Origin of the sequence: Acinetobacter sp. MD2 (assembly GCF_035615575.1) — a bacterium.
Lineage (GTDB): Bacteria > Pseudomonadota > Gammaproteobacteria > Pseudomonadales > Moraxellaceae > Acinetobacter.
Genome location: NZ_VTDK01000003.1, coordinates 193,229 through 212,190 on the forward strand (window position 1 = coordinate 193,229; position 18,962 = coordinate 212,190).

Here is an 18,962-nt window from a genome sequence, read left to right on the forward strand (position 1 = left end):
ACAACTAAGAATGAACCAAAATAGTGCAAAATTAAAATAAAATCCCAACTTGCGCCTTATTTTGGTTCTATTTTCAGCAAAGTAATGCAGTGTTTATTTTTGAATTTGCAACATATTAAGGCACTTTTACCATTGGGGTAGAACTATCAGAAGGTGTAATATTCGTTGTTGCATGATCTTGCGGCGTTATAGCAACAGCTTCTGGAACTCTGCGGATAATTGGAGCAGGCACAGCAGCAGGTTTTAATTTGACCGCATATAAGGTTTGACTCACATTTAATTCTTCCATGCCCATATCATTCACGAAGGGTACATAATCCTTAAGCTCGACCACTTTAGGGCGTACTGATCGCGGTAATTTTAAATTGAGCCGTACCAATTGATCTTCTGCTACTTGCCGACTGCTATATATTCCATAATTCAGCGTATAATGTTCCGGCTGATGTGCCGCAACCAAACGAAAATACATAAAATCACGACGGCTTTTTTGTTGTGCTAAAAAATTGCGTACAATATCTTCTTTACTCACCCGCATCAGCTCAATGCTATATTGGTCTTGATTGGCTAATAAAAATTTCGTACCACGAAATTCAAGCCCATGATCTCCCGATGCAACAACTCGAGTGGTTTGTTGCAGTGGGCGTACCTCATCTGTCAGTACACCCAAATTGGCTGTTGCTGCCACTTGTTCAGCCTGAAACTGCGGTTGTACATCTTCTACAGGTGCAGATTTCGGGGCTTCGTCTAGTGGCTTCATCCCTGTTATGAGCCAAAATACCCATGCGAAAAACAAACTGACAATTCCAACGCCAAGCAATAGAATTTGTTGAAATGTTTTTTTAGTTTGATTTCGCATACGCGTTATGCACCTTGTTGATTGGCTAAAATTGCCTGTTTCATTTTTTCCACATCAAACTCACGGGTAATACAGGCTTGACCCAATTGTTTTAATAGCACTAAACGGAATTGCCCATTTAATACTTTTTTGTCATGCGCCATAAAACCTAAAAACTCATCCAGTGGAATTTGTGGACATACAATCGGCAGCCCTGCCCGTTGTAGAATCTGTTTAGTGCGGGTTAAATCATCTAAACTTATCCATCCCATACGCCATGATAAATCTGCGGCCATTACCATACCAGTTGCAACGGCTTCGCCATGCAACCACACACCATAACCTAAATACGATTCAATGGCATGACCAAAGGTATGACCCAAATTAAGTAAGGCGCGATCACCTTGCTCTTTTTCATCACTCGCTACAATACGTGCTTTATGTGCACACGAACGGTAAACTGCTTCTGCCAATAACTGTTCATCGCCAGTCAACAATTGTTCAATATGCTGCTCTAACCATAGCAAAAAGTTTAGATCGCCAAGCAGCGCATATTTAATGACTTCGGCAAGTCCTGCCGAAAGTTCACGTGGTGGTAAAGTTTTAAGCTGTGCCATATCGGCAAGTACAACTTCTGGTTGCTTGAATGCACCAATCATATTTTTGCCTAAAGGATGATTAATCCCAGTCTTGCCACCGACACTCGAGTCAACTTGAGACAACAATGTCGTTGGCACTTGCACAAAATATACGCCACGTTGAAAACTTGCCGCTGCAAAGCCTGCCATATCGCCAATAACACCACCACCTAAAGCCAAAACCGTGCAATCACGATTAAAACCTGCGCCAAGCAACGCATCAAAAATTAAATTCAAATGTTCAATGTTTTTATACTTTTCACCATCAGGCAAAATACATACTGCAACATCTTTACCTAAATTTTCAAGCGCCTGACGGTAGTGCTGCAAATATAAAGGTGCTACCGTGTCATTGGTCACAACCATTACTTGTTTACCCTGCACATATGGTGCAAGTAACTGTTCAGGGTTTAATTGACTGCCAATAAAAATAGGGTAACGGCGATCGCCTAATTCAACAAATAACGTTTGCATGTTCAAACCAATGACAATGGATTAATGGGACAAATCAGCAGAGATTTCCTTCAAGATTTTTTGTGCCAATTCACGTGCAGCACCTTGATGAGTATCAATAATATAATGGGCAATTTCTCGATAAAGCGGATCACGCATGGCAAGTAAATCTTGCAAACGCTTTTCAGGATTTTCAACTTGAAGAAGGGGGCGATTTTTATCGCGATAAGTACGCTGTAGCTGAACGTCAACAGGTGCATATAAATAAATGACAATACCACGCTGCTTTAAAGCATGGCGATTTGCCAATTGCATGACCACGCCACCACCTGTCGCAAGCACCAGATTTTCACGTTGCGTCAGTTCATCAATGACCATACACTCTCGCTGACGAAAGCCAATTTCACCTTCTTTTTCAAAGATCCATGGAATTGAAGCACCTGTTTTACGTTCAATTTCATGGTCACTATCCACAAATTCTCGTTCTAAAAGGTCAGCAAGATGTCGACCTACCGTCGTTTTCCCAGCCCCCATAGGCCCTACCAAATAAATATTCGGTAGGGGGGTGAATGCTTTATTTGGCAAGAGCCACCTATTCTATTCGCGCAACCGTTTTATCTTAATGATTTCTCGAAACTGTGTCATCAACTATTCGAGGGGTAATAAAGATTAATAGTTCACGTTTCGAATCAGATCTTTGCGAATTTTTAAATAAGTTACCAATTACAGGAATGTCTCCAAGTAATGGAACCTTTTTCACTGAATTTGTGACTTCATCTTCATACAAACCACCTAAAACAATGGTTTCGCCATCGGCAACAAGAACATTGGTTTGTAGTTTGTTTACGTTAATTGCATAGCCTGCATCAGTGAGTTGTGAACCTAAAGTATCTTTAGAAATATCGAGTTTCATCTGTACTTTATTGTCAGGGGTAATACTCGGCACGACTTTCAACTCAAGTACGGCTTCTTGGAATGTTGTGGTTGTTCCAGAATTTGCACTCGTAGTTGAATATGGAATTTTCATTCCTGAACGAATTAGAGCTTCTTGCTTATCGCCCGTCATTACTTTTGGTGTCGATAATACTTCACTCTTGCCATCACTTTGCGATGCTGCAAGTTGTAAGTCTAAAATGCTAGAACCTAATCTTAATAAACCTAAAGATAATGTTCCATACGCAGTAGACGCACCTAAATCAACATTTAAACCACCAGAACTATTATATTTACCTTGATCCCAACTCGAAGCGCTCGTCGGCTTAACTAAGCCCCATTTCACCCCTAATTCATGCGCTAAATCAAGTTGCGTCCGAACAATTCGTGCCTCAATCATGACTTGTTTCACGGGTAAATCAATTTGCTTAATAATATTTCTAAGCTGTTCAATTTTCGCCGCAGTATCATTCATAATGACCGTATTGGTTCGTGTATCAATCACAATTGAACCACGACTACTCATCAACGAACGCATACCTTCTTCTGAAGAATTTGTACCGCCACCCACTTTAGTTGCAGCATCATCAATCATCTTTTTAACATCAGCAGCCTTCACATAATTAAGCACCATGGTTTCAGTCTGCAATGGCGAAAGCTTAATGCTTTGTGCATACGCTTTGGCTTCATCTTCTTCCGATTTCAATAATTCAGCGGTTGGTGCAACCCAAATCACATTACCACTATTCCGCTTCCCTAAACTCTTGGTTTTCATGATGATATCAAGTGCTTGATCCCACGGCACATCTTTTAAGCGTAAGGTGATATTCCCTTGCACCGTATCTGAAGCAACAATATTGGTTCCTGTGAAATCAGCCAACAATTGCAATACTCGGCGCACTTCAATGTCTTGAAAATCTAGAGAAATCTTTTTACCTGAATAGGCTTTATTTGTATGCGTGCGATTTGCAGCACTTACTGCTTCTTCTTTCTTAGCAACACTAATAGTCAACGCTTTTTCAGCCTGATAGGCCATATAGTCAAAGCCACCATTAGCATTAATGCTAATCACACCGTTATGTCCATCATTATAAGCTTCAACAGTAGACACGGGTGTTGCAAAATCATTTACATTCAATCGCTTAATTAAGTACGCAGGCAATTTATTCCCTAAAAAGCGTACTAAAATTTTACTGCCTTGCTGTTTTACATCTACAGGGGTACTTGGATCATTTAAATTAATAACAACCTGACCTTCACCTTTGTTGCCACGTTGAAAGTCAATTTTATTCACACCCTGCTGGCTTGATACCACTGCTTTTTGGGGAGTTGTTGGTATTGCTGTTGCTGAATTAATTTTTAAAATAAACGTATTGCCTTCAACACGGGTGGTAAATGCACCTGCATTGGCTAAGTTGACAGTTAGGCGTGAACGGGTTGCATCTGAACTTAAATCTACCGAACGTGCTTCTGACGTTGCCACAGGAATACTACTTTGCTTTAAATTCTGTGTTGCTTGATTAAAATCCAACACTAGACGAGAAGGTTGCTCAAGCTGATATGCCTGAGGCTGTGGTGGTAAACCACTAAAAAGCACTCGAATCTCTGTTCCCTGACCAGGAACCTGTAATGGAACAATATTAGTAATTGCAACTTCAGCATGAACCGCTTGAAAAACAGCTAAAGTGATGCTTGCCAATGCAAATTGGCGAATGAATGGATTCATAAGGCGACTTTCCCCAAAACCGAATTTCTTGACCGCGTTTGTCATTATTATTCCCCTAATTTATGATGCTGGACCAATCAACACTAGACTTCTAGGTCGCTCAACATAACCATCATGTCCATCTGAAATGATTTCAACCAATTCAATTGCAGTCGGTGTAATTTTGGTAATACGGCCTTGATTGAGCCCCATATAGTTCCCCACTTGCACTCGGCTAATATCCCCATCAGGCGTTTGAATCAGTGCAATAACCTGACCATGAATATCCTTCATACTGCCCTTCATGTTTAAAGTTTCTAAGGCATAACTTTCAAGTGGCTGTGCCTGTCGAGAAAGGTCAGGATACACGCGTTTACCCGCCATAACTTTTAATTCTGTATACAAAGAACTTGGCAGGAATGGGCTTCTTAAATTTTGTGCACTATAATTAAATAAAGGAACTGCCTCAAATGTTGGTGGCGGTTCTATCGGTAATGGCGGCTGATTGCGAATATCAGCCATTTGCTTGGTCACATCATCTACTCTCGCATTACAGCCCGAAAGTAAAATTACAACTAAAGCGAGCGCATTAAAAATCTTATAATTCATTTATTTACGCCCTCTTTTCACTCTCGCATTTCCATGATTATTTCCATCAGGCGTATCAGCTTCATTCTGACTAGTAATATTTTCTGTAGGCGTGCTCACAGCATCACCGACATAACGATACGTTTTTGCTTTAATGGTATAAGTAATAACAGGAATTTCTGATTTCTTATCAGTCGGTTGATTGGCTGTGATTGTAAAATCATGCAAAGTGACAATACGTGGCAATCCTGCAATTACACTGCTAAATTGACCAAAAGCATGATAATCACCCGTTGCCTCAATTAAAATTGGCTGCTCAATAAAGAAGTCATGGGTAACTTCACGATCCAAACTAATATTTTTAAATTTCAATCCTGATTTCACACCAGTAATGTTGATATCCTCAACTAAACCTGGAATTTCAGACTCTTTTGGCAATTGCTGTAATTGCTGGTTAAAATCTTGCTGCATTTGCACCAATTGTTTTTTATATTGCTCTAAATTACGTAATTTCGACTCTTTATCACGATAATCATTTAACAAATTAGCTTCTTGTGCCTTAGCTGTAGAAATTGCATCCATTTGCCCGCTAATCAATGCAAAATATCCAACAAAACATACCAGTAAGACAATAAATAGCCAACATGTCAACTTAACCGCAACAGGCCATCCACCATAATTACTCGGATCTAGCGCATTAAATTGCTGAATAAAACCATCTAAAGAAAGTTTTTTCTTTGCTGGCTGACCCTTTTCATCATTCAAATCTTCAAGCTGCTGCTGACTCATGGTTTAGCCCCTTGCTGTTGATTTGCTGGCGGTGGAGTAGGTTGATCCGATACGTTCTGTTCTGAGCTTTGTGCGATTTGCCCTAAATCGGCGGTAACTACAAAACTTCCATAGTTCGTTTCAACTCGAGGTACAACCGAACTTGGCTGAGCATTGCCTTTATCATCGGCAGCAACAAATGAACTCATAAATACATTGCGATACCAAGCAGAAGCACCCAATTTACGCATAAATTCGGCCACAGCATTTGGACTTTCAGCTTTTCCTTCAATGCTAAATTGATCGCCTTGGCGTACTACTTTGGTTAAATACAAGTTATCTGGAATCACACGGGTAAGTTCATCAACTAAACGTACGGTAATCGGTCTTTGTGCTTGTAAACCTTGAATGAGCTTCATACGATCGATAATCGCATTACGTTGATCTTGTAAGCCTTTTAATGCTTCTAGTTTCTGATCCAACTGCTGATTATTATCGGTAATCATTTGATTCGCATGTTGTTGATCATTTAGTTGTTGTTCAAAGAAACTCCAGACTGCAAATACAATTAAGAACCCCACTACTGCAGAAACGATAGAAAATACAATAAATTTTTTCTTACGCTGTTCTTTTCGCTCTTCACGCCAAGGAAGTAAATTAATCTTCGCCATTAATCAAAACTCCTTAATGCTAGACCGCATGCCACCATCAAAGAGGAAGCATCATCTTCTATTTTTTTAATATTGACTTGAGGAGAAAAACCCATTTGTAAGAATGGATTGGCAACAGTTACACGATACCCCAATGCCTGCTGCAATACTTTTGCAAGTCCAGGTAAATTCGCCGTCCCACCTGCCAATAAAATATGATCAATATCATTAAATTGAGAAGAAGAAAAAAATAACTGCAATGAACGCTGTGCTTGCTGTGCAACACTGTCCATAAAAGGTAATAACACTTCAGCATCATAATCATCAGGCAAGCTACGGTCTTTTTTAGAGCGCCCTGCGTCAGCAAAAGACATACCATAACGCTGTTGGATATCTTGGGTGAGTTGACGCCCACCAAACACATGCTCACGGGTATAAATAATTTTACCGTCATGCATAACCGATAATGTTGTCATCGAATGGCCAATATCGAGTAATGCAATAACCCGTGCACCCATCGGTAAAGTATTCGAAAACACGGTTAAAGCACGCTCCATAGCATAGCTTTCAACATCCGCAATTTTCGGTACTAGACCTGCATAGGTCAATGTATCCATACGACTTTCTACGTTTTCAGTCCGTGTAGCGACAAGCAATACATTCACGCGACCTGTACGCCCAGTAGATTCAGGAAGAACTTCAAAATCAAGGCTAACATCATCTAAAGCGAAAGGAATATATTGCTCTGCATCCATCCTAATCTGGACTTCACGCTCATCATCATTCATATCCTGATCCATCTCGATGATTTTATGAATCACCGTCGACGTTGGAACAGCAAATGCAACATTGACATTTGATGGATTGCCAATTTCTAAGGCTTTTTCTATTGCTTCTGCAACCGCCTCAGGATTAACAATATTTTTTTCCACCACCGCACCTTCTGCGACGGGAACCAATGCATAACTTTCGACCCAATATCGGTCATTCTTAACAGAGAGCTCAAGTACTTTAACCGAAGTTGAACTAATATCTACCCCAATCAACCCTTTTCTGGCTTTACGATTTGCCCCAAACACCATATGTTTTCCTGTTATTATTTATGTAAAACAGCGATATGTGCCGTATATTCCGAGAGTTTATCAAACTACGTTCACACAATAGTTGCATATAATACGCCTGAATAAAGTTTTTCTAGGCTATACTCAATCTCGGTCACCCCACTGTATATTAAATATCACTTGTTATGAAAAAGCTATCTTGTTCGGGTCGAATTCATCCAATTTTTTTATTTTTCCTGATGATTATTGCACTCATTCCAATGGGTTTTTATGGCATGTACCTTTATATTGCGCCATCATTACCAGAGATGAGCAGCTTAAAAAAAGCACCGCTATTAAAACCGATTCAAATCTACACCTCAGATCATCAACTGATTGGTGAATACGGCGGGAAACTGTCCGTTCCTGTTGAATATAAGCAAATTCCCACCCATTTTATTCAAGCTTTTTTAGCGGCAGAAGATTCTTCTTTTTTTGAACATAGTGGCATTAGCTTTAAAGGCTTAGGGCGTGCGTTAAGTGAAAGTGTTACGGGTTCAGATGTACAAACAGGTGGTTCAACCATCACCATGCAAGTGGCTAAAAACTATTATTTAAGCCCAGAACGTACCCTAAAAAGAAAACTGACTGAAATCTTTTTAGCACGCAAAATTGAAGAAAATCTGACTAAACAAGATATTTTAAGCTTATATGTAAATAAAATTTTTCTGGGCAAAAATGCCTATGGAATTGCTGCGGCTGCCAAAATTTATTACAACAAAAACTTAAATGATTTAAGCATTGCCCAAATGGCAATGATTGCCGGATTACCTAAAGCACCTTCTAAATACAACCCGGTTGCTAATCCAGAACGCGCACTCGAACGCCGTAATTGGATTTTAGGACGTATGTTACAACTCGGCTATATTCAGCAAAATGAATATAAAGCTGCTGTCGCTGAGCCACTTAACTTAAATATGCCAGACCGTGGTGTTTCCAATCGTTTTCCGTATATCACAGAAATGGTTCGAGCCGAGATTGTCGATAAATTCGGCCCTCAAGCTGTCGATTCAGGAATGAAGATTTACACCACCATCGACAGTAAACGTCAAGCTTATGCCGAAGAATCGGTTCAAGCGGGTCTGGAAGATTATGACCGCCGCCATGGTTGGCGCGGTGCCGAAGCACACGATAAACCCTTAAGTCAATTTGCGGCCTATGCCAATACTTTCCCCGCAAAAGTAATTAAGGTTGAAGTAAATACATTTGAAGCTGTCTTTGCCGATGGTAAAACGGTTACTGTAAATTGGGCAGGCATGGCTTGGGCACATCCCTACTTAAACGCCAACAGTGTTGGCCCTGCTCCATCACGTGCCTCACAAATTGTGAAAGTCGATGATATTATTCGCCTGCGTCCAAATGAAAATAAAACAGCATGGTCATTGGTTCAAATTCCAAAAGCCCAAGGACAATTGATTGCACTTAATCCAAATAACGGTGCAATAGAAGCCGTAGTTGGTGGCTATAGCTATTATCAATCAACGTTTAACCGTGCTGTGCAAGGCTGGCGACAACCGGGTTCTACCATTAAGCCCTTTATTTATGCGCTTGCACTTGAACGTGGCATGACTCCTTATACCATTGTCGATGACAGTCCAATTACCATTGGCAAATGGTCACCGAAGAACTCCGATGGGCGCTATTTAGGAGAAATTCCTTTACGACGTGCATTGTATTTATCACGTAACACAGTATCTGTGCGTCTATTACAAAGTGTTGGCGTAGAACGTGCACGACAGTTGCTCATGGATTTTGGTTTACAAGAAAATCATATCCCAAATAACTTCACTATTGCCTTAGGTACGCCTCAAGTACTTCCTGTACAAATGGCAACAGGCTATGCCACATTTGCCAATGGTGGTTATCGGGTTGAACCTTATTTTATTGACCATATTGAAGATGCCTACGGCAAACAGATTTATAAGGCCAATCCCGAATATGCTTGTATCTCATGTATTCAAAATGAGAATAGCAATGATAAAAATACGCAGCCTGCGGCAACACCTGATGATGAAGCATTCCACTCATCTCCTAACCTTTCTTCTAAACCAACATCAACCAACAAAAGTGATTATCGCCAAGCACAGCGAATTATTAAATCAAGCTCTGCCTATGATATGGCCAACATTTTGCACGATGTGATTGAAGTCGGTACAGGACGTGCTGCCTTAAAAATTGGCCGTGATGATTTAGGTGGTAAAACAGGAACCACCAATGATGCCAAAGATGCTTGGTTTGCAGGCTTTAATGGTAAACTAGTAACGGTTACATGGGTCGGGTTTGACCAGCCTGCAACGCTAGGCCGACGTGAATATGGTGGCGTTGCAGCTTTACCGCTGTGGACGAACTTTATGGGCAAAGCATTAGCAGGTACACCATCGGCATGGGTTAGTTTTGATAAAGATGCCAAAGCGCCAACGCTTCATGCTCCAACTACAACAGAAGTCAATGTGCAAGAAAATCGGGTAACACCGCCATTGGCACATCCTGCATTCCGTCCTGCACCTGTTGCGCCAGTACGGAAACATGAACAAGACTTCGATGATTTACCTGGTGAAGAAATATTATTACCATCCAATCAGTCCCCACCAAAAATAGGAACCGAAAGCGTAGATCAAAAGAATACTAAGCCCACCACACATAAAGCAGATGCGATGGAACAACTCATTCATCAAGTTGATTAATATCAAGAACCAGCAGCGATGCTGGTTTTTTTATCATTAAAATTTAAAGCTGTAATAACTGCCAAGTTGAACGTGACCGATCTGCATTTTTAGCTTGGTACATCACTTGATCTGCTTTCTCAAGCATCGCTTCGGCAGCTAACGTGATTGGATATGTTTCAATACAAACAACGCCAATACTGACGCTCACTGTGGTCGACTTCCATTGTGCAATACGTACAGCAACTTGAGATGCTCTAACGGAGTTCATATTTGAAATTAACCAAACAAATTCATCGCCACCCATCCGTGCAATCACATCATCATGACGACAAATACTCATTAAATGCTGAGCAAAATCTTTTAGCAGTAAGTCACCTTGATGATGCCCCTGAACATCATTAATCGCCTTAAAACCATTTAAATCCATATAAAATAAACTTAATGGCATAGATTCGGCTTGGGCATTTTCAATTTCTAAACGCAAGCGCTGCACAAAATAACGGCGATTCCATAAATTGGTTAAAGCATCTTTATTGGAAAGTTCATAAAGCTGTTTGGTACGCTCTTCAACTAAAGTTTTGAGTCTTTTTTCATTCGATCTTGCTTGATCATGCGCAATTCTGACATCTAACAGCATATTATAAAAATAAGTATCAAAAACCAGCTGTTCATCAAAACAGAGTAGCTTATCTAAGGCATATTTGACCCGTTTAAACTGCTGGGCATCTTGAAGATGTTGTTCTAATAAATCAAAAATATAGTGTTTCAACAGAATAAGGGCAGATAAATACATATTTGGGGAAACATTGACCCGCTTATGCACCAAGCCAATTCTGAGACGGCTATTCACATAATCAAGGTCATACGTGCCTTGAAAGAGCTGTTGAATATAGCCACGCAAACTCAGTTTAAGTTTATTTAGCGTGCCAATATCTCCAACAATAATCGATAGGCTCGGTGTTTGTAGTAAGTTTTGATAAAAAAATTCAGTGATAGGTTCTAAATTTTCATCAATATAATCAGCAACAGTCATCAAGATCTGTTCATTTTCAGGGGTAAATTGCAGTAATTCTTTACGATGCAAAATCTCAAATTCACCAATTTCTAACTGTTCGGCTAAGGTTTGATGTGCCATTCGTCTTAACATAACCACATCCTCATCATGCTTATACAGCATCAATTCGATTATTAATAATCATATCATGCTGTACGTGATCACTTAAAATGAGCATAAAGTGCAAATCAGATGTATCACGCAATCGCTGCATCATTTTGCCTTATTTACAGCCCTATAAAAGTACAACACAGCATATATTTATTTTATTTTGATAACTCAATCAAACTTTTAATTAAAATAATATGGCGCTGAATAGTTATTTACGTATCTTTTCCCACAAAAAAACGGACATAACGTCCGTTTAAAGAAAAAATGTAAGCTTACTTAAGGTTGTTTTAAATAAGGCCATGCTGCACGCAAATAAATAAACATCGACCATAATGTCAGAATAACCGCAGTATATAACAACAGATAAGCCAACAAGTTTAATGGCGGCCAATTCAATAAGAATACGCTAATCGCCACCATCTGAAAGGCCGTTTTATATTTACCTACGGTGGAAACGGCCACATTGGTTCTTGCCCCAAGCTCAGCCATCCATTCTCGTAAGGCTGAAACCGTAATTTCACGTGAAATAATTACAATTGCAGCAAAAGCCATGGTAATTGTGGGTTTCCACTGCACCAAAACAACCAATGCAGCAGCCACCATGAGTTTATCGGCAACAGGATCTAAAAAACGCCCAAATGCAGAAGTTTGATTCAGTGCTCGTGCCAAATAACCATCTAACCAATCGGTTACCGCAGCTAAAATAAAAATTGAGGTCAGTAAAACATGCCGAAAGACGCTGCCCTCATGACCTGCAACACCAATTGCAGGAGGCCAATAAGCAATCAGCAAAAATACTGGAATCAGTACAATGCGTGAGATGGTTAAAAGATTTGGAATATTCAGGATTCGCCCTGTTGTCATAGACACCGCCAGTTTAGCCCCTGCATCCACAAACTGCGTGTGGATTTCACTGTATTTTAAAAAATCTCTGCCAACTTTATACGAAATGGCGTGCAGTGTCGACTACAGAACCCGACATCTTCTGCATTAAAAGCGTGCAATATACTATGAGAATGACGCGTAGTAGATTGAATAGCTATTCATGTAAAACTTTATAAATGGTTTTTGCCATCACTTCACCAAAACCCGGCACTCGCGTTAATTCCTTTTCGGACGCATTGAGTACGCCTTGAATTCCACCAAAATGGCTCAGTAAGTCACGGCGGCGTTTAGGGCCCAAGCCAGGAATCACTTCTAATACTGAACCTGCACGGCGTTTATCTCGTTTAGCACGATGCTTGGTAATGGCAAAGCGGTGCGCTTCGTCTCGCACCTGTTGAATTAAATGCAGTGCTTTATGATCTTCTGAAAGCTGTATTTTATGTCCATCGGTAAAGTGTAGCGTTTCTAAGCCTGCTTTTCGTCCTTCGCCTTTCGACACGCCCATCATAAACGCATCCAACCTCAATTCTTGCATGACTTGCATCGCCATGTGTAATTGCCCTTTACCACCATCAATCAGCAATAAATCGGGCAACATGGCTTTTTTATAGCGGCGAGTTAATGCCTGACGCATCGCGGCATAATCATCGCCCGCTTGAATGTCTTGAATTGCAAATTGTCGATAATCACGTTTACGTGCACCGCCTTGGTCAAATACAACACATGATGCAATGGTGGCTTCGCCCATCGTATGGCTAATGTCAAAACATTCAATTCGGTCTATTGAGCGACCCGTCACCTCCGCCAATTGGCTAAATCGTTGTTGTAATTCAACATGATTACTGAGCTGTCTTTTAATCGCATGTTGGACATTCATTTGTGCCAGTTCCAACCATTCTGCCCGTGTTTCACGGACATTGGCTTTAATCTGAATCTTTTTTTCAAATTGCTGACTCAATGCTTGCTCAAGCTGTGCGCGATCAGAAAAATCAAGATTAATAATAATTTCGGTTGGCACTTCATCGGCTACTTGAAAGTAAAAGTTAGCAATAAAATCGCTGAGCAATTGCCCTAAATCATCCCCGATCATATCGGGAAAATAGCTTTTGCCACCTAGCATTTGCCCATTACGGACATACAACATTTGTACACAAGTCACACCTGCTTGATGTGCTATTGCTAAAATATCTGCCTCGCCTTTAAGGGTATAAACGGCCTGCTGCGCAGTCATTTCACGCAGCAAACTTAAACGGTCGCGGTAAAACATAGCTTGTTCAAATTCAAGTTTTGCTGCGGCTTGTTCCATTTTCTCAATCAATTCCTGATTCAATGCAGGTGTATCACCCTTTAAAAATTGAATCGAGTTTTGCACATCTTGGGCATACGCTTCTGGGCTAATGAGTCCGACACAGGGTGCACTACAACGCTTAATTTGATATTGCAAGCACGGACGTTTTCGCTGCGAAAAATAGCTATTTTCACATTGGCGCACATTAAATAATTTTTCTAAAATGACCAATGTTTCTTTGGCACTGGCGGCACTAGGATAAGGCCCAAAAAACTTTCCTGCCTGATGCCGACCTTTGCCACGGCCACTGGCAATTCGTGGATAAGACTGATCTGCCGATATAAAAATGTAGACATACGATTTATCATCGCGCAACATAATATTGTACGGCGGACGATGCAGTTTAATTAAATTTTGTTCTAATAATAATGCTTCAGTTTCGGAACGAACAATCAACGTTTCAATGTCGTAAATACGTGCCACTAAAGCTTGGGTCTTGGGATGTTCAATGGTTTTAGCAAAATAGCTATTGACCCGATTTTTTAGGTTTTTTGCCTTACCCACATAAAGCAGCTCGCCCGATTTGCCCAACATTTTATAGACCCCAGGCAATTGAGTCATGTTGGCTAACAAGGCAATAAGATGTTCACGAGCGTTTGAGTTCACAGGCTTTTAAACACAAAAAAGGTTCACTTTAATGTGATGCTTTCAAACTATATTTTCAAGCCCCATTAAAGCTCTAGACGATAATAGCTATATTTAACGTCTTTTTCTTTATAGACGGCATAATTCTTTTGGCGAAAGTCAGATACCCATCCATCGCTCGTATAACCTGCAATATGACCATAAATATGATCGCCCGTGCGCTGAATAATATAAATGTCGCCTTCTTGTGGACTATTAAACTTTGGGCTAATTTTATGATAACCATTTTTTTCTAAGGTTCTGCCCCAATCCGATGCAGCAATCGGATGCTGATTCACATTTGCCCCTGCAACTTCTAAGGCAATTCTGACATGCTGTGCACACTTTTCAGTACTATACGGCGCAGAAATACTTTGCAGTTTGCTCGCAAATTTATGTACATCAATATCACTATTCGATTTTTGCACTGTCATTTTTTTAGCATGGTGTCGCCCTTTAACCGATGACTTTTTAGTATCGGTATCGTCTGATACCAAATGCTTTTTGGTCTTGGTATCATCTGATGCCGCATGCTTTTTCGTTACATGTGGCTTTTCATGCGAACGTACGCGTGCATGAAGCGTCTGATGCGCTGGTGCGACCTGTGTATGAACTGGATGATGGTGAGCATGAATCATGATAAGAAAACCTATTTCTGTTAAGCCCGCTGCAAAAGCCGCTCAATTCTAAAGATCAAATCTTTAATCGCAAATTAATAGTTGTAACAGATTCTTATTCCTTTTTACTTTATCTGAAATACTGTTGTAATTTCGGCAACTTAAATCACAAATTACAGCAGCAAAAAATTTGTATCTGTAATGTCTTTATACCTTAAAAGGTCAATAAACCATTGTGACAAAACACAACAGCTTTCCTAGCAAAATTGACCTAATTGACATAAACCATTCAAAAATATGCTGCATTCGATGAAACAGACATCATTTTCTACTATAACCATGATTTAAAACAAAATATAAACATGATTAATTACTTTTCTTTGTCATTATCATTTAAAGAATGAATCTTTTTATCGAGATTCAACTTAAAATATATGACCATTGCGTCACAGCTTGATACAACCTAGCAAACTATTTTTAGCTATAGTGACGGTAAGATTTAAAAGTAGCGTATCTTGCCAATTTAGGTGATACCCATTCTTTGACATACAATCCTCCAAAATAAAGGAGATCAGGGCATGATCCACGCAGGTAACGCGATTTCAATTTTCATGCTAGAAAATGAAATTGCAGAATTCCGCTTTGACTTACAAGGTGAGTCAGTTAATAAATTTAATAAAGCCACAATTGAGGATTTCCAAGCGGCGATTGCGGCCGTAAAAGCGCATCCTGAAATTAAAGGATTATTGGTCACTTCTGCAAAACCGACCTTTATTGTCGGTGCAGACATTACCGAATTTGGTGCCAGTTTTGCCTTAGGTGAAACCGCCATTAAAGACTGGCTGCTCAGCATTCACGACATTTTTAACAGTTTTGAAGATTTAGATATTCCAAAAGTAGTTGCCATTAATGGTACAGCTTTAGGCGGTGGCTTTGAGATGTGCTTGGTCTGTGACTATCGGGTGATGGCACAATCGGCACAAGTCGGCTTACCTGAAATTAAACTGGGGATTTTCCCAGGCTTTGGTGGCACGGTCCGTTTAAGCCGTTTAATTGGTACCGACAACGCCATCGAATGGATGGCATTGGCAGCACCGAAAAAAGCCGCGGCTGCACTTAAAGATGGTGCAGTCGATGCGGTTGTTAGTGATGATAAACTGCGTGATGCTGCGCTTGATTTAATTCAACAAGCCATGTCGGGGCGTTTAGACTGGAAAGCCAAACGCCAAGAAAAATTGGTGCCAATTAAGTTAAACCCACTTGAACAAATGATGACCTTCAACACCGCCAAAGGCATGGTGTTAGCAAAGGCACCACCTGCGCAATATCCTGCGCCAAAGTTCATGTTGGACTCACTCCAAACATCGGTGACGTTAACCCGTGACGAAGCGGTAAAAGTTGAAGCGGAAGGCTTTGCCAAAGCAGCAGTAACCCCGCAAGCCGAAGCCTTAATTGGTTTATTCATTAACGACCAAGTCGTTAAGAAAATGGCGAAAAAACACGAGAAAGGTGCACATCCTGTAAATCAAGCTGCGGTGCTTGGCGCAGGTATTATGGGCGGTGGTATTGCGTATCAAGCGGCAAGCAAAGGCACGCCAATCATCATGAAAGATATTGGTAATCCACAACTTGCACTGGGTATGAGCGAGGCCAATAAATTACTGACCAAACAAGTTGAACGCAAAAAAATGACCCCAGTAAAAATGGGTGAAACTTTGGCACGTATTCGTCCATCTTTAAGTTATGACGAATTTAAAGACGTCGATATTGTGATTGAAGCGGTGACTGAAAATCCAAAAGTTAAAGAAGCGGTACTTGCCGACACCGAAAGCAAAGTCCGTGACAACACTATTTTGGCTTCAAATACCTCAACCATTTCAATTACACGTTTAGCCAAAGCGTTGAAGCGTCCTGAAAACTTTGTTGGCATGCATTTCTTCAACCCTGTACACATGATGCCACTGGTTGAAGTCATTCGTGGTGAGCATACCTCTGAAGAAGCTGTGGCAACCACCGTGGTCTTGGCTCAAAAAATGGGTAAAACCCCGATTGTGGTGAATGACTGCCCAGGGTTCTTGGTCAACCGTGTGCTGTTCCCTTACTTTGGCGCATTCGACTTATTACTCAAAGATGGCGCAGATTTCCAACAAATTGACAAAGTCATGGAAAAATTTGGCTGGCCAATGGGGCCTGCGTACCTTATGGACGTCGTGGGTATTGACACCGGCGTACATGGTGCAGAAGTGATGGCGGAAGGTTTCCCTGACCGCATGAAGCCTGATTTTAAAGGCTCAATTCAAAGCATGTATGAAGCCAATCGTTTAGGTCAAAAAAATGATCTTGGTTTTTACAAATATGCCTTAGACAAAAAAGGCAAAAAAGCAAAAACCATCGACCCAACAGCGTATGACATAATTGCCCCTGTGGTTACAAGTGAAAAACGTGAGTTTGATGCACAAGAAATTATCGACCGGATGATGATTGCGCTGTGCAACGAAACCGTACGTTGTTTAGAAGACAACATTGTTGCCACGCCAAATGAAGCCGATATGGCCATGATTATGGGCATTGGCTTCCCGCCATTTCGTGGTGGGCCATGTCGCTATGTCGACCAAACAGGTGTGGCGGAATATGTAGCACTTTGCAACCAATACGCCCACTTAGGCAAGGCTTATGAAGCGCCACAATTGTTGCGTGACATGGCAGACAACAACCAGAAATTCTACGGTTAAGGAGCAACGTAATGACGACTTTAAACCCACGTGACGTTGTAATTGTAGACGGCGTACGCTCAGCAATGGGTAAAACCAAAAATGGCATGTTCCGCAATGTGCGTGCTGATAATTTATCTGCTGAACTGATTCGCGCGCTAGTTAACCGTAACGATTTCGACCCCAATGAGGTTGAAGATGTGATTTGGGGTTGTGTCAACCAAACCTTAGAACAAGGTTGGAATATTGCCCGTAATGCCAGTCTTTTAGCTGACTTACCAAAAACAGTTGCAGGTCAAACCGTAAACCGTCTTTGTGGTTCATCGATGCAAGCCATTCACACGGCAGCAGGTCAAATTGCAACCAACCAAGGTGATATTTTCATTATTGGTGGTGTTGAGCACATGGGCCATGTGTCGATGATGCACGGTGTAGATATTAATCCTGAAGCATCGAAACATTATGCCAAAGCCTCTAACATGATGGGCTTAACCGCTGAAATGTTGGGCCGCATGAACGGCATTACCCGCGAAGAACAAGATGCCTTTGGTGTGGAATCGCACCGCCGCGCTTGGGCTGCTACCCAAGCAGGCCGTTTCAAAAATGAAATTGTGGGCATTGAAGGTCACAATGCAGACGGCTTTAAAATTTTATGTGATGTCGATGAAGTGATTCGTGCCGATGCCAACTTAGAAGCCTTTAAAGCTTTGCGTCCTGTATTTGATCCTAAAGGTGGCACAGTCACTGCTGCAACGTCTTCGGCATTGTCGGATGGTGCATCTGCCATGCTGTTAATGTCGGCTGAACGTGCCCAAGCTTTAGGTTTAAAACCACGCGCTGTGATTCGTTCAATGGCCGTTGCAGGCTGTGACGCAGCCATTATGGGTTATGGCCCTGTGCCTGCAACGCAAAAAGCGTTAAAACGAGCAGGTTTAAGCATTGGTGACATTCAAACTTTTGAATTAAACGAAGCGTTTGCGGCACAAGGTTTATCAGTGATGAAAGGCTTAGGCATTTACGACAAACAAGACCAAATTAACTTAAATGGTGGTGCAATTGCACTGGGGCATCCACTAGGTTGTTCTGGCGCACGAATTACCACCAGTTTGTTAAACGTGATGGAACAGCAAAATACCCAATTGGGCTTAGCGACCATGTGTATTGGTTTAGGTCAAGGCATTGCGACCATTATTGAGCGTATCTAGTTTTTAATTGCTTGCTTAAAAAATCCTCGCTTCGGCGGGGATTTTTGCATAAAGCAGGTTGTGCTTTTACT

The 18,962-nt window shown here is 41.0% G+C and carries 15 protein-coding genes; 3 read left to right on the forward strand and 12 right to left on the reverse strand.

What is annotated here, in order from left to right; all coding sequences use genetic code 11:
- Window positions 1-115: 115 nt before the first annotated feature.
- The 8 genes from FXN70_RS05980 to FXN70_RS06015 are packed head-to-tail and all read right to left on the reverse strand — an operon-like array spanning window position 116 to window position 7,652.
- Window positions 116-856 (reverse strand): hypothetical protein, encoded by a 741-nt coding sequence (locus FXN70_RS05980; protein WP_324646557.1) that lies wholly within the window; start codon window positions 854-856, stop codon window positions 116-118.
- 5 nt (window positions 857-861) lie between these two features.
- Window positions 862-1,947, reverse strand: a complete 1,086-nt coding sequence (gene aroB, locus FXN70_RS05985) for a 3-dehydroquinate synthase (protein WP_324646558.1) — start codon at window positions 1,945-1,947, stop codon at window positions 862-864.
- A gap of 21 nt (window positions 1,948-1,968) precedes the next feature.
- Complete coding sequence (aroK, locus tag FXN70_RS05990; RefSeq protein WP_324646559.1) at window positions 1,969-2,511, reverse strand: shikimate kinase AroK; 543 nt, start codon at window positions 2,509-2,511, stop codon at window positions 1,969-1,971.
- A 34-nt stretch (window positions 2,512-2,545) separates the two neighbouring features.
- A complete protein-coding gene (pilQ, locus tag FXN70_RS05995; RefSeq protein ID WP_324646560.1) occupies window positions 2,546-4,630 on the reverse strand; it encodes a type IV pilus secretin PilQ in 2,085 nt (694 codons plus the stop codon).
- Between the two features lie 15 nt (window positions 4,631-4,645).
- Window positions 4,646-5,173: a pilus assembly protein PilP gene (locus FXN70_RS06000; protein ID WP_324646561.1), complete on the reverse strand. Its 528-nt coding sequence runs from the start codon at window positions 5,171-5,173 to the stop codon at window positions 4,646-4,648.
- Window positions 5,174-5,941 carry a type 4a pilus biogenesis protein PilO gene (locus FXN70_RS06005; protein WP_324646562.1) on the reverse strand — a complete coding sequence of 256 codons (768 nt, stop codon included), beginning with the start codon at window positions 5,939-5,941 and terminating at the stop codon, window positions 5,174-5,176.
- On the reverse strand, window positions 5,938-6,591 hold the full coding sequence (locus FXN70_RS06010) for a PilN domain-containing protein (protein ID WP_324646563.1): 654 nt from the start codon (window positions 6,589-6,591) through the stop codon (window positions 5,938-5,940). Before FXN70_RS06010 ends, FXN70_RS06005 begins: the two co-directional genes overlap by 4 nt.
- Entirely contained in the window at window positions 6,591-7,652 is a 1,062-nt protein-coding gene (locus tag FXN70_RS06015; RefSeq protein ID WP_324646564.1) for a pilus assembly protein PilM, read from the reverse strand. Before FXN70_RS06015 ends, FXN70_RS06010 begins: the two co-directional genes overlap by 1 nt.
- Window positions 7,653-7,816: 164 nt before the next feature.
- On the opposite strand from FXN70_RS06015, the gene FXN70_RS06020 reads away from it, so the two are divergent.
- On the forward strand, window positions 7,817-10,354 hold the full coding sequence (locus tag FXN70_RS06020) for a PBP1A family penicillin-binding protein (RefSeq protein WP_324646565.1): 2,538 nt from the start codon (window positions 7,817-7,819) through the stop codon (window positions 10,352-10,354).
- Window positions 10,355-10,397: 43 nt separating this feature from the next.
- Here the strand turns inward: FXN70_RS06020 and FXN70_RS06025 are convergent, their stop codons facing one another.
- From FXN70_RS06025 to FXN70_RS06040, 4 genes are all read right to left on the reverse strand, one after another.
- Window positions 10,398-11,483 carry a GGDEF domain-containing protein gene (locus tag FXN70_RS06025; RefSeq protein ID WP_324646566.1) on the reverse strand — a complete coding sequence of 362 codons (1,086 nt, stop codon included), beginning with the start codon at window positions 11,481-11,483 and terminating at the stop codon, window positions 10,398-10,400.
- A gap of 294 nt (window positions 11,484-11,777) precedes the next feature.
- A complete protein-coding gene (gene pgsA, locus FXN70_RS06030) occupies window positions 11,778-12,365 on the reverse strand; it encodes a CDP-diacylglycerol--glycerol-3-phosphate 3-phosphatidyltransferase (protein ID WP_324646567.1) in 588 nt (195 codons plus the stop codon).
- A gap of 175 nt (window positions 12,366-12,540) precedes the next feature.
- On the reverse strand, window positions 12,541-14,340 hold the full coding sequence (gene uvrC / locus FXN70_RS06035) for an excinuclease ABC subunit UvrC (RefSeq protein WP_324646568.1): 1,800 nt from the start codon (window positions 14,338-14,340) through the stop codon (window positions 12,541-12,543).
- Window positions 14,341-14,405: 65 nt separating this feature from the next.
- On the reverse strand, window positions 14,406-14,996 hold the full coding sequence (locus tag FXN70_RS06040) for a CHAP domain-containing protein (protein WP_324646569.1): 591 nt from the start codon (window positions 14,994-14,996) through the stop codon (window positions 14,406-14,408).
- Between the two features lie 557 nt (window positions 14,997-15,553).
- Here FXN70_RS06040 and fadB point away from each other — a divergent pair.
- Window positions 15,554-17,707 carry a fatty acid oxidation complex subunit alpha FadB gene (gene fadB / locus FXN70_RS06045; protein WP_324646570.1) on the forward strand — a complete coding sequence of 718 codons (2,154 nt, stop codon included), beginning with the start codon at window positions 15,554-15,556 and terminating at the stop codon, window positions 17,705-17,707.
- 11 nt (window positions 17,708-17,718) lie between these two features.
- Window positions 17,719-18,891, forward strand: a complete 1,173-nt coding sequence (gene fadA / locus FXN70_RS06050; protein ID WP_324646571.1) for an acetyl-CoA C-acyltransferase FadA — start codon at window positions 17,719-17,721, stop codon at window positions 18,889-18,891.
- Window positions 18,892-18,962: the final 71 nt, after the last annotated feature.